General features: G+C 59.8%; 15 protein-coding genes. 8 read left to right on the top strand and 7 right to left on the bottom strand.

Going from position 1 to position 12,011, the window contains the following annotated elements; all coding sequences use genetic code 11:
• Positions 1 to 96: 96 nt before the first annotated feature.
• The 4 genes from AB4N84_RS03945 to AB4N84_RS03930 form a co-directional block, all read right to left on the bottom strand.
• Positions 97 to 468, bottom strand: coding sequence for a YgaP family membrane protein (locus AB4N84_RS03945; protein WP_074752638.1), 372 nt, complete (start codon positions 466 to 468; stop codon positions 97 to 99).
• 85 nt (positions 469 to 553) lie between these two features.
• Positions 554 to 1,042 (bottom strand): RNA methyltransferase, encoded by a 489-nt coding sequence (locus AB4N84_RS03940; RefSeq protein ID WP_074752637.1) that lies wholly within the window; start codon positions 1,040 to 1,042, stop codon positions 554 to 556.
• A 154-nt stretch (positions 1,043 to 1,196) separates the two neighbouring features.
• Positions 1,197 to 1,568 carry a YajD family HNH nuclease gene (locus AB4N84_RS03935; RefSeq protein ID WP_074752636.1) on the bottom strand — a complete coding sequence of 124 codons (372 nt, stop codon included), beginning with the start codon at positions 1,566 to 1,568 and terminating at the stop codon, positions 1,197 to 1,199.
• Between the two features lie 59 nt (positions 1,569 to 1,627).
• Positions 1,628 to 2,314: a spermidine synthase gene (locus AB4N84_RS03930; RefSeq protein WP_346829509.1), complete on the bottom strand. Its 687-nt coding sequence runs from the start codon at positions 2,312 to 2,314 to the stop codon at positions 1,628 to 1,630.
• Positions 2,315 to 2,425: 111 nt separating this feature from the next.
• Between AB4N84_RS03930 and AB4N84_RS03925 the strand changes: the two genes are divergently transcribed.
• A complete protein-coding gene (locus tag AB4N84_RS03925; RefSeq protein ID WP_074752634.1) occupies positions 2,426 to 2,713 on the top strand; it encodes a hypothetical protein in 288 nt (95 codons plus the stop codon).
• Between the two features lie 126 nt (positions 2,714 to 2,839).
• Here AB4N84_RS03925 and AB4N84_RS03920 read toward each other — a convergent pair whose 3' ends face one another.
• The gene (locus AB4N84_RS03920) at positions 2,840 to 3,313 is read right to left on the bottom strand and encodes a Crp/Fnr family transcriptional regulator (protein WP_074752633.1); all 474 of its coding nucleotides are present in this window, start codon (positions 3,311 to 3,313) and stop codon (positions 2,840 to 2,842) included.
• 118 nt (positions 3,314 to 3,431) lie between these two features.
• Positions 3,432 to 5,489: a S9 family peptidase gene (locus tag AB4N84_RS03915; protein ID WP_460045322.1), complete on the bottom strand. Its 2,058-nt coding sequence runs from the start codon at positions 5,487 to 5,489 to the stop codon at positions 3,432 to 3,434.
• 153 nt (positions 5,490 to 5,642) lie between these two features.
• On the opposite strand from AB4N84_RS03915, the gene AB4N84_RS03910 reads away from it, so the two are divergent.
• The 7 genes from AB4N84_RS03910 to AB4N84_RS03880 all read left to right on the top strand — a co-directional run bounded on the left by AB4N84_RS03910 (position 5,643) and on the right by AB4N84_RS03880 (position 10,831).
• A complete protein-coding gene (locus AB4N84_RS03910; RefSeq protein WP_074752631.1) occupies positions 5,643 to 6,149 on the top strand; it encodes an MFS transporter in 507 nt (168 codons plus the stop codon).
• Between the two features lie 127 nt (positions 6,150 to 6,276).
• On the top strand, positions 6,277 to 7,050 hold the full coding sequence (locus AB4N84_RS03905) for a class II glutamine amidotransferase (RefSeq protein WP_074752630.1): 774 nt from the start codon (positions 6,277 to 6,279) through the stop codon (positions 7,048 to 7,050).
• Positions 7,051 to 7,063: 13 nt separating this feature from the next.
• A complete protein-coding gene (locus AB4N84_RS03900; RefSeq protein ID WP_074752629.1) occupies positions 7,064 to 7,588 on the top strand; it encodes a DUF2937 family protein in 525 nt (174 codons plus the stop codon).
• A gap of 352 nt (positions 7,589 to 7,940) precedes the next feature.
• A complete protein-coding gene (locus AB4N84_RS03895; RefSeq protein ID WP_460045321.1) occupies positions 7,941 to 8,705 on the top strand; it encodes a 5-oxoprolinase subunit PxpA in 765 nt (254 codons plus the stop codon).
• Entirely contained in the window at positions 8,702 to 9,406 is a 705-nt protein-coding gene (locus AB4N84_RS03890) for a 5-oxoprolinase subunit B family protein (protein ID WP_460045320.1), read from the top strand. Before AB4N84_RS03895 ends, AB4N84_RS03890 begins: the two co-directional genes overlap by 4 nt.
• Positions 9,403 to 10,323, top strand: a complete 921-nt coding sequence (locus AB4N84_RS03885; RefSeq protein WP_460045319.1) for a 5-oxoprolinase subunit C family protein — start codon at positions 9,403 to 9,405, stop codon at positions 10,321 to 10,323. Before AB4N84_RS03890 ends, AB4N84_RS03885 begins: the two co-directional genes overlap by 4 nt.
• Before the next feature lie 118 nt (positions 10,324 to 10,441).
• A complete protein-coding gene (locus AB4N84_RS03880; protein WP_460045318.1) occupies positions 10,442 to 10,831 on the top strand; it encodes a hypothetical protein in 390 nt (129 codons plus the stop codon).
• Between the two features lie 230 nt (positions 10,832 to 11,061).
• Here AB4N84_RS03880 and AB4N84_RS03875 read toward each other — a convergent pair whose 3' ends face one another.
• Complete coding sequence (locus AB4N84_RS03875; RefSeq protein ID WP_460045317.1) at positions 11,062 to 11,895, bottom strand: hypothetical protein; 834 nt, start codon at positions 11,893 to 11,895, stop codon at positions 11,062 to 11,064.
• Positions 11,896 to 12,011: the final 116 nt, after the last annotated feature.

The raw sequence follows: 12,011 nt of genomic DNA, 5'->3' as shown, positions 1-12,011 counted from the left end.
GCATGTGTCGACCGTACAGACGTCTCGCGAATGAATTCGCTCCCACAGTGATACGTTATTTCAACGTTGAAGCGCCGGTGTACGCGCGGGCTTCGCTTAAACGCCCTTCGGCCCGCTCACGGCATCGATGGTGTTGACCACCGCCTCTTCGGCTGCGACCTCGGCTTTTGTTTTGAGCTTGCTCAGTTCAGCACCGGCTTCTTCGATCCGGGAGCGGGCAATGTCCATCTCACTGCGGCTTTTTTCCAGCAGCGCCTTGGTTGAGCAATGACCGGTGATACCACGCGCCAGCACTGCGCCGCCGATCGCCAGTTGCACCAGGCCGAAGATGCCGCCACGGCGCAAGCCTTTGCCCATCATCAGTACGCCACCTGCCAGCGAGCCGATTCGCTCCCAGCCTTGCACGTTCTGCTCTGGATAATCGCGCACGGTTCGTTCGACGCGTTTGATGATCGGGGTATCGCTCATGATGCGGTCTCCATGAATAGGTAAGGTCCCTTAAGCTGACTGCCGCGAGCGAAAACTGTTCAATGCGTTTGTCGTTGCGGGTCGATCAGGTGCGATCGGTTTCACGACCGAATTGCGGGCCGGAGCGGGTGTTGTTGCCCTTGGCCATGCGGTCGTAAAGCACCACGTTCACGGTTGCGGCCAGGTTCATGCAGCCGGTGGTGGGGATGTACACCACGTCTTCGCACCAGTCGCGAATCTCTTTGTCGAGCGAGCCGTCTTCCGGGCCGAAGATGTAGATCGCGCGGTCGGGGTGGGTGTATTCCGGCAGTGCGCGGGCGCCTTCGACCAGCTCGACGGCGACGGGCACGCAGCCCAGCGGAATGATCTTTTTCAGGTCGTCGATGCCGATCAGCGGAATGTCCTGATGGATCTTTTTGGTGTCGGTGACGAAGTCCCGCGCCCGCTCATAGCGTTTGCCGGTGTAGAACACCGACGCCACGCCATAACAGCCCGCCGCACGCATCACCGAACCGACGTTTTCCGGAGACTTGGGGTTGTACAAGCCGATGCAGGCATAGCGTTTGTTGGCCACGGGAGAGGGTGCTCTTCAAAGAAAGCGCGGGATTATACGGGAAGGTGGGGCTCAGCGAACGTGTAGGAGCGCGCTTGCCCGCGATTGTTCGGATCAGGCGACAAGGATCTGTCGGCTGAACGAACGCATCGCGGGCAAGCGCGCGCCTATAGGCTTATTCGTCTTTTTTCATCAATCCCGCCAGCGCAGCAAACGGGTTGTGCGTGGCCTTGGCAGTCTTCGGGCTGCTGGTCGAGCTGTCGGAGAAGTACTGCTGGTCGGTATAACGCGAGTGTTCGTTGTCGTGGCAGTACAGGCACAGCAGTTCCCAGTTGGAGCCGTCCTGCGGGTTGTTGTCGTGGTTGTGGTCGCGGTGATGCACGGTCAGTTCGCTCAGGCGCTTGCCGGAAAACTCACGGGCGCAGCGGCCGCAGACGTGCGGGTACATGCGCAGCGCCTTGTCGCGATAACCCATCTCGCGGTCACGCTGGGCATCGGCCAGGATGCGGTCCAGCTTGGAAGTGTTGGTTGGGGTTCCCGCGCTCATGGTGTCACCTGTTTCGTGTGCTGTTGGCAATGGGGCAAGTCTAGCGCTTTGATCGGCTGTCAGGCTTTGACTTTTTCAGCAATCCAGATCGTGTGCCGCGTTCCTTTGTTGCCGTGGGCGTAAACCTTGACCTCTTCGGCCTTGAATCCGGCCTTGCGCAGTTTGTCGCTGAAGGCGGCGTCGGCGCTGGCCGACCAGACCGCCAGCACACCTTTGGGGCGCAGAGCGCTCGCGCAGGCGGCCAGACCACCGGCGGAGTAGAGCCAGCTGTTGGCTTTTTGGGTCAGGCCTTCAGGGCCGTTGTCGACATCGAGCATGATCGCATCGAACCCCTGAGGCTCGCTTTTCAGCACCTGGGCGACGTCCTGTACGACGACCCGGGCGCGAGGGTCCTGCAACGGGTTGCCGGACTTCTCACCCAGTGGTCCGCGATTCCACTCGACCACGCCAGGCACCAGTTCGGCCACGACCACTTCGCCGTTCTTGCCCAGATGCTTGAGTGCTGAGGCGAGGGTGAAGCCCATGCCCAGCCCGCCGATCAGTACGCGAGGGTTCAGCCGTGACGCGACCTTTTTGCAGGGGATCTCGGCCAACGCGTCTTCGGAGCCGTGCATGCGCGTGTTCATCAGTTGGCCGCCGTCGCCACCCTGAATCTTGATCACGAAGTCTTCGCCGTATTCGAACAGGCACAGGGCGCCGCCGTTGTCGGGGATCGGGGTGGTGTCGAGCAGAACGAAACGTTTCATGGAAAACCCGGTAGAAAGCCTGAAGGTGTGCGCATCAATTTGTCAGCGCACGAAGCGCCGCGCAGGAGTAGCCTGAGCGTCACAGCAAAAGATTGGCAGTGGAGGCCAACGATGAAGCGGTCCATTCTAGCGGCGATTGCCTTGATGATGCTCGGTGCATCGCAGGGGTTTGCCGAGAACCTGCAACCTGTCCTGAATACCCCCGAACCGATCGCCGCGACATCCGGCTCGCCGGGAACTGCCACCCCGACACCTTATCCCCAGGTCACTCCACCGAGTGTGCCGCGCGCGGGAGGCCAGGGTAATCCGCCATTACTGCCGAAGATCCCGCAACCCGGCCCGCCAAAAGAAGATGAGCCGTTGCCGGGGTTGCCGCCGCCCGCCAAGCCCAGTCCTTGATTCACACTGCTGCACTGCAAAATTGTAGGGGCCGGCCTGCTGGCGAACCCATGAGGCCAGCCGCCCTGATGTCGAGTGGCACACCGGGTTCGCCGGCAAGCCAGCTTCTACAGGGAGTGGGATGACCTATTCCTGCTGAGCCAGCACCTGTCCGTCCATCATCCGCAGGCGCTTGGACATCGCGATCGCTATCGCGCGGATGATCTTGGCTGCCACTTTCGGGGCGTCATTGAGCATCTTGTCCAGGGAGTCCTTGCCCAGGTTCAGCAGGTAGCAAGGCGACGCCGCGATGCAGCTTGCCGAACGACGTTCGCCATCCAGCACCGCCATTTCGCCGAATGCCCGACCGCTGCGCAGGATCGCCGTTTCGACCTGTTTGCCTTCGCCATTGAGCTTCTGCACCGACACCGTCCCCGAATGGATGATGCACATGAAGGTGCCTGCATCGCCTTCGTTGAAGATCGGCTGGCCTTTGTCGATGTTGCTGATGCTGAAATAACCTGCCGCCGCGGAAAAGTCGGCGGGCGTCAGGGCGAGGAACAGACCGCAGTCCATCAGCATCTCGCGGATCTCATTGTTCAGGGATGACGGTGTTGGCATGTGATGTTCTTGTTGAGTCGTGAAGAATGGAGACTGAAACAGCTGACGTGCAAAACGTCCCCGGACTACGCATCATCCGGGGATCGTCTGGTATGACACACGGAGATGAGGGAGTTCCTCAGGCCAGTTGCAATACCTTGAAGATAAAACCGTATTCGAGCGCTACGTCACGCAATCCTTGATAACGGCCACTCATCCCACCGTGCCCGGCACCCAGCTCGGTCTTGAGCAGCAACAGGTTGTCATCGGTCTTGGTGTCGCGCAATTTTGCCACCCACTTGGCCGCTTCCCAATACTGCACGCGGCTGTCGTTGTACCCGGCAATCACCAGCATGGACGGGTATGCCTGTGCGGTGACGTTCTCGTACGGGGCATAGGCCTTGATGCGAGCATATACCGCCGGTTCCTGCGGATTTCCCCACTCGTCGTATTCCGTCACGGTCAGTGGCAGCTCAGGGTCGAGCATGGTGTTCAGCACATCGACGAAAGGCACTTCGGCGATGGCGGCCTTGAACAGATCGGGCCGCTGATTGACCACGGCGCCGATCAGCAATCCGCCGGCACTCCCGCCGCTGATCACCAGCTGGTCTGGCGTGGTGAGGTTTTGTGCGATCAAGTGCTCGGCGCAGGCGATGAAGTCGCTGAAGGTGTTTTGCTTGTGCTCCTGCTTGCCGTTGAGGTACCAGGCCTCACCGAGTTCGCCACCGCCGCGCACATGGGCGATGGCGAAGGCGACGCCCCGGTTCAGCAGACTCAGCCGGGCGTGCGAGAACCACGGGTCCAGACTCTCGCCATACGCACCATAGCCGTAGAGGTACAGCGGCACCGGTTGGCCGGCCAGTTCGCGTTTGACCACCAGGCTGATCGGCACCTGAGTGCCATCGGCGGCGGTGGCCCACAGACGCTGGCTGACGTAGGCATCGGCGTCGAACACGCCCAGCACGGGCGTCTCTTTGAGCACCGCTTGCTCGCCGGTGGCCAGGGTCAACTGACGCACCTGCGGCGGGCGATTCAGCGACTGGTAACGCAGGCGAATCTTGTCGCTGTCGAACTCAAGCGTGTCCTGCACATACAGGTTGTAGGCAGCGTCCGGCAGTTGCACCCGATAGGCCGGCAAGCTCTGTGGGTGAACTTCGACGACGGGCAGGCCGCCTTCACGCAGACTCAGGGTCAGGCCTTTGGCATTGAGGCTGAAGCCGTCGAGCATCACCGATTCGCTATGCGGGATCAGCGTCTGCCAGTCCTTGCGCTCGGGCACGCCGCTGGTTTTTTCCGGCGCATGAAACAGCGCGAAGTTGATGCCGTCCTGGTTGCTGCGGATCAGCCAGCTCCAGGTGCCGTCGACCAGGCCATGGTCCACGGAGTACTCATGCCCCTCAGTGCGTGGCGCCATGCAGACAAACGCCTGCTCGGGCTTGCTCGCATCCAGCACCCAGGATTCGCCGGTGGTCTTGCTGTCGATGGCCAACACCAGTTGCCGCTCGGAGCTGGTGCGGTAGCAGTGCAGGAAGAAACGCCCGTCCGGCTCGTTGAACACGAGGTCGGCGGAGTCGTTGCCCAGGGTGTGGCGGTACAGCTTGTGAGGGCGATGGGTGTCGTCCAGCTCGCCGAAGAACAGCGTCTGGCTGTCGTTGGCCCAGGTCATGCTGCCGTCGCAGTCTTCGAAGGGCAGGTTGATGACGTTGCCGCTGCTCAGTTCTTTGACGTACAGCTGGTAGACCTCCTCACCACTGGTATCAAGGCTGTAGGCCAGACGCTGGTGGTCCGGGCTGATGCTGAATGCGCCCAGCGAAAAAAAGCCGCCGTTGGCCAACACGTTGGGGTCCAGCAGCAACTCTTCGGCGCTTTCGTCGACCGTCTGTGAGTCGTCTGCGGGGCGCGGGCAGCGATAGTGGCGGGCGTATTCATCGCCTTCGGTGGTGCGGGTGTAGTACAGGTACGGGCCCCAGGGCGAGGGCAGCGACAGGTCGGTTTCGAGGATGCGGCCCTTGATCTCCTGAAACAGGGTTTCACGCAGCGCCTGCTGATCGGCGAGCTGACGCTCCTGGTAGTCGTTTTCAGCCTTGAGGTAATCGAGCACCTCGTCGGTGTCGCGGTTCTGCAGCCAGGCATACGGGTCGGCGCCGTCGGCTTTGCGGGCCAGCGGGGCGCTAGGAGCAATGTGGGAAGAAGGCATGCTGGGCTCTCTCAATGGGCGTTCTCGAATAAACCGTCCGGCCCGGCGTTGCCCGGTCGGGGGCAGTGCAGACCGATAACTGAAGCCGGGGAAGCCGGGCTTGCGAAAAGTCGTTATCATAAGCGCCTCTTTACCTGCCTTACCACGGACGTCATGACCGACAACGACTATCTGATTGCCTGGGGCCTTTACGCATTCGCTGCGTTGGGTTGTCTGTTGGTGTGGTTCAAGCTGACCGGCTGGATGTGGCGCTACCTGCGCGAGCCGCTGCGCGTGATCGGCGCGGTCCTGCTGTTCTGCCCGACCATCATCGATCCAGTCAAAGACAAGTACGCTCCCGCGCTGGCCATCAGCGTGCTGGATCTTGCACTCAAGGTCGGCAATAACGTCTGGCGCGCGATGCTGGATCTGTCGACCTACGGCGCCGTTGCCCTGGGCCTGTATGTCATCTTCGCGCTGATCCGCCTGCCGTTTCTGCGCAAGAAAAAAGCCCGCCAGGCCCACGCCGAGGAAGCTGCGGCGCAGGCGGCTGCGGAGCAGAAGCAGGCTGAGCAGGACGACGAACCGTTCGCAAACCAGGGGCCGAGCCGCTTCGCCAACCCACCCGCTGCGCCGGCCAATGGCAGCAGTGGCCGCTACCGGGTCGAACCCAAGTTGTGATGACGCTTGTCCCTGTAGGAGCGCGCTTGCCCGCGATTGCGCGCATTCAGGCAAGGCTTTACTGCCTGGCAGGCGGCAAGCGCGCTTGGGCAGTGTGATCTGCGGTTAAGCCTACCGAGAGCCGAGCATGTGTGAACTTCTGGGCATGAGTGCCAATGTACCCACCGACATCGTGTTCAGCTTTACCGGGCTGATGCAGCGGGGTGGGCGAACCGGTCCGCACCGTGATGGCTGGGGCATCGGCTTCTACGAGGGGCGCGGCTTGCGCCTGTTTCAGGACCCTGCGGCCAGCAGCGAGTCGGAAGTCGCCCAACTGGTGCAGCGTTACCCGATCAAGAGCGAGGTGGTCATCGGTCACATTCGTCAGGCCAACGTGGGCAAGGTCTGCCTGTCCAACACCCATCCCTTTGTCCGCGAGCTGTGGGGCCGTAACTGGTGCTTCGCCCACAACGGCCAACTGGCGGATTTTCACCCCCGTGCCACGTTCTATCGGCCGGTGGGGGACACCGATAGCGAAGCCGCCTTCTGCGATGTGTTGAACCGCGTGCGTGAAGGTTTTCCAGAACCTGTCGAGATCGAACAGCTGCTGCCGACCCTGGTCGAAGCCTGTAGCGAATACCGCAGCAAGGGCGTGTTCAATGGCTTGCTCAGCGATGGCGACTGGCTATTTTGTTTCTGCTCCACCAAGCTGGTGCACATTACGCGCCGCGCTCCGTTCGGTCCGGCTCGCTTGAAAGATGTCGACGTGATCGTCGATTTTCAGGCCGAAACCACCCCGAACGACGTGGTCACGGTCATCGCCACCGAGCCGTTGACCGAGAACGAAACCTGGAATCGCTACGAACCTGGCCACTGGAGCTTGTGGCGTCGCGGCGAATGCGTGGCCGAAGGCCGAACCTGACAGAGAGGGACCTATGCTGCGAAGCTATCTGCGACTGGTGTTGTTCACGGCGGGCCTGTTGATCGGCGTGCAGATTCCCGGCTTTATCAGCGATTACAGCAAGCGTGTCGAAGCGCACCTTATCGAGGCGCAGAAGAGCCTCGGTGGCTACAACGACACGGCTCAGCGGTTCTTCAAAGGTGATGTTCAGGCGCTGATCCAGCACTACCGCAGCAGTGACGATCCTGTGTTTCGCACCGACGCCGACAACATCAACACCCTGCTGACGCGAACACAAACCCTCGACCGCGAATGGCTCGCCCTGCAAGGCCCGTGGTACATGCGGGCTTACCACGTGCTCACCGCCGCTGACCCGGACATCCGCAAGGAAACCTGGAACGGGTATTCCTGGCAGGTCTTGCTGTCGCCTGACGTCATCGGTTGGGGCTTGGTCTGCGCGCTGCTGTTTTCGCTGGTCATCGAAAGCTTCGTGCTGTTCATCGACTGGGTGTTCGTGGGACGGCATCACGTGCGACCCGTCAACCGCGACTGGCGCTAGGGAGCGAAACCGTTCAGGCACTTCGCACAGGGCCTGTGGGAGCAAATTTATTCGCGATGCATTGGTACATTCGTCACGAATGTGCCGTCTTGCTGATTTTTCGCGAATGAATTCGCTCCCACAGTGGTAAAGCACCTGTGACCGTACCGACGATGTCCCCTATTGCGGCGCTGAAGAAAGCCGTTCACTTTTTCTTATCTCCCCCTCTCGCTTTTATTCGTTGGACGCCCCAACCCCTCCCGTCCAAGAATGCGCCTGCACATGACAGGCTCGTTTCAGCGCTGCAAACGGACGCTTCCCACGCGTAGACTCAAGGCCCGTCTTCAACCTTCCTTTGCACAGGAGATACCCCTTGGGCCGCCTGTTATTGAACTGTGATATCGGCGAAAGCTACGGCGCGTGGACCATGGGTCTGGATGCCGACGTCATGCCGTACATCGATTGCGCCAACATCGCCTGTGGTTTTCATGCGGGCGATCCCAGTGTCATGCGCAAGACCGTGGCCTTGGCGTTGACCCATAACGTGACCCTCGGTGCACACCCTGCGTACCCGGACCTCGTGGGATTCGGCCGCCGCTCCATGGCCTGTTCGCCGCAAGAGATTCAGGACCTGCTGCATTACCAGATCGGCGCACTTGACGGGGTTGCCCGTGCTCAGGGCGGTCGTGTCAGCTACGTCAAACCCCATGGCGCGATGTACAACGACATGATGGCCAATCCGGCGCAACTGCGTGCGGTCATCGAAGGCATCGCCCGCTACAACGCTGAATTGCCCTTGATGCTGCTGGCCATGCGTGACAACAGCGCAGCGCAAGCGATGGCCGATGAGTTCGGCGTCACCCTGTGGTTCGAGGCGTTCGCCGACCGTGCATACGACAGCGTGGGGCGTCTGGTGTCGCGCAGCTTGCCGGGTGCGGTCCACCATGACCCGGAAACCATTATTGCCCAGGCGCTGACGCTGTCCCGTGGTGAACCCTTGATTGCGAGCGACGGCAGCGAACTGCTGCTCAACGCCGACACTCTCTGCGTGCACGGCGACAACGCCAGTTCCATCGCCGCCGTTCAACGGATCCGTCAGGCGTTGGGCAACACCCCGGCGCAGTTGTCCGCCTCATGAATGTGCGCGTCGAAGTCGTCGCGATCGATTGTTTGATGGTGCGTCTGTTCGATGCCATCGATGAAGCCAACATGCCGTGGATGCTTGCGGCCAGCCTTCGGCTGCGCGAGGGCTTCGGTGCGCATTTGATTGACCTGGTGCCGTCGTACACCACCCTGATGGTGCATTACGACCTGATGGCGCTTGATCCCCTCCAGGCGCGCGAGGTGATCGCGCAGGCCATGACCGACCTGTCCCCTGACGCCGCCAAAAGCGGGCGGCAGCATGTGTTGCCGGTCTGGTATGACCTGAGCGTTGGCCCCGAACTGACGTTGCTGTCCCGACGCAGTGGATTACCGGTGGACGAGGTGATTCGACGCCACAGCCAGCGGCAATATCAGGTGTTCGCGCTGGGCTTTGCACCCGGATTTGCGTTCATGGGACTGGTCGAAGAGGTCCTGGCGGCACCACGGATAAACACGCCGCGTAAACGCGTGGCGGCGGGCAGCGTCGGCATCGCCGAACGCCAGACAGCGGCTTACCCGCTGGAGTCGCCGGGCGGCTGGAACATCCTGGGCCGCACGCCCGCGAAGTTGTTTGATCGCCGGATGGATGGTTACAGCCTGATGCAGCCCGGCGACACCGTGCGTTTCGAGGCTGTCGATCACGCCGAATTCATTCGCCTGGGTGGCGACGACACTGCGCTGGAGGCGCTGGCATGACTGTGCTTACCGTAAAAAGCAGTACGCCGCTGTGCCTGCTTCAGGACGCCGGACGGTTTGGCGTCCGCCATCTGGGCGTGACGCAGGGCGGGGCGCTGGACTGGGTGTCGATGTCCTGGGCCAACAAACTGCTGAACAACCCGCTGGATGCCGCCGTCATCGAAATTACCCTCGGCGGCCTGACCCTGATCGCCGAAGCCGATTGCTGCCTCGCATTGGCGGGAGCGGATCTGGGCGCGATGCTCGATGACCGCTCGATGGCGCCTTGGCGCAGCTTCTTCGTCAGGAAGGGCCAGCAACTGCGCTTCACTCAGCCTGTTTCCGGCGTTCGCGCCTACATCGCCGCGCCGGGTGGCTTTGCTGCTGTTGATGTCCTCGGCAGTTGCGCCACTGTCGGGCGAGAAGGCCTGGGAGGGCTCAACGGTTCCGGAAAAGCGCTGGCTGAAGGCGATCAACTGACGTATTCAGGGGGCTCATTTGAGCTTCACGCGCTGCCCGATCACCTCATCCCCGACTTCTCCGGTCAGCGTCCACTGGATGTCGTCCTCGGCGCGCAGATCGGCCAGTTCAGTGGCCTGAGTCTGTTCGACGCCTTCAACAACGACTGGACCCTCGACAGCCGCGCCGACCGCATGGGCATGCGCCTGTTGGGGCCGGAGCTGGTGTATCAGGGCAAGCCGATGATTTCCGAAGGCATTCCGCTGGGCGCCATTCAGGTCCCGCCTGATGGTCAGCCTATCGTCCTGCTTAATGATCGCCAGACCATCGGCGGCTATCCAAGGCTTGGCGCATTGACGCCGCTTTCACTGGCGCGGCTGGCGCAGAAACTGCCGGGCACGGTGGTGCGGATGAGGGCGGTGGTGCAGGAGATGGCGCATCGGGAGCAGGTGGAGTGGTTGCAGTCGCTCGTGCATTGATTACTTCTGTAGCTTTCGTCTTACGTGTTTATCGGAAATGCTGGTCAGGATGACGAGGTCATCATTTTTTTGTGAGGGTCGTTAAGCACTTCATGCATTCATGAGATGAGGTGTCCACATGAAGCTGATTTTGACAGTTGACCAGAATTACTCGTACAAGCAGGATGCTGAGGCGATCAGCGACAAGATAAAGCCGGTGGTTTTATCCGGCATCGATACGCAGCAAGCGGGAGCCGCCGAGGGCAAGCGTCCGTCGCCAGACGTGGAATACCATGAGGTCAAGCTTGATGGGACATTGAGACCGTCAGGTGATGGTGGCGTTTTCTTTAGATCCCTTAGTCCTTGGGAGTTTTGTGAGCAGGTCAAACTGGATGCTCGCACGCGCGCAGCTGAACTGCTGGCTACGGATATGGAAGGCATGCGAGATGTATTAAAAGCCAAGCTTGAAGTTTCCAGTCCAGAGTTGGCAAAAAAACTTTCACCTTTTCCATCGATGAAACAGGTTTGATCAAACCGATGGGGTTGGGGTGCGAGTTGACGCAGCACGAAGAGAGTACGTTGTACTGCTTAATGAACGAAGATACTGCCTTTGCTGACGCGGCGAGAGAGTATATATGGATTCTGGCTGGGGTGGTTCATCGAACGCTGGAGGGGTTTGATGCTAAGTGGGCTAGGCTGTTCTCGCCCGCCAGTTGAAAGCCCAGTGGAGTTGAGTAGCTCAACTGGGCCCGGTGAAGATTATTTGACCATGTTAGATGAACAAATTTGCGTCAAAGGCGATACACTCATACTGCCGGCATCATTCCCTCTAACAGATAAATGCCAGTAGCCGGTATTGTAGGTGGCCCTCCATTTTGTTTTGGCGTCAGAAAAAACACCTGTGAAAGGTGGGGTTCTATTGTTCCCAATGCACCCGTCAAATCTCATCTTGCCGGAGATGGAGCCCGAAGCGTCGGTGATGTATTCTTTTATCGTAATCTTGTGGGGTTTGTACTCGTCGGGAAGGATGACAAAATGGGCCATTGCGCCCTCCACCGGATAGCCTTTTGAGTCAGTTACCGTCGTTCTCCAGGTCAGCTCGTTTCTGAAGAGGTGATCGTGGAAGTATACAAGAAACCAATCGGAGTCCCCTGAGACTACTGTGCGCCCTCTATCTATCTGCGGTGCTGAGCCGAACTCGACCACAAAATTATCACCCGCTTTGAAATCCATGCCGGGTGAGATTGAAACCCTCATTAGGACTTTCTGATTGGGTGACAGATCTGCCGATATAAAGCTGTGATCGGGTGGAACCTGAACCCATTCTTTGTCAATCTTATATTCGACGTTCCAGTCTGGCCCTTGCGATCTTGATCGCCTGTTGTAGATCATGACTTTTTGCCCGCGAATGGACGTAAAGCTGTAATATTTTACATCGTGCAAATTGTCGGGGAATCCGAAGATTCGAGTTAGTTTATCTGCTAATTCAATGATTGGTGGGTTTGATGCTGTTTCGCCTTGATTGGCGGTGCTCACATTGATGGTCGTGAGTGCGAGTGCCACTGCGACACATAAATTTGTCATTGCGTTCATCTGGAATCCTTTGTTTTGGGCGAGCGCATCCGTGCCGTAGATTTCGGCTAATGAGCGCGATCGTTCGATAGGTGATATGTATCCGTATTATAAAGGTGCAGTCAGGGGCATTGCCT

This window comes from Pseudomonas sp. S2_H01, from assembly GCF_054668305.1.
Note: the sequence above shows the minus strand (reverse complement) of the source record. Positions and strands in the feature narration are given on the sequence as shown.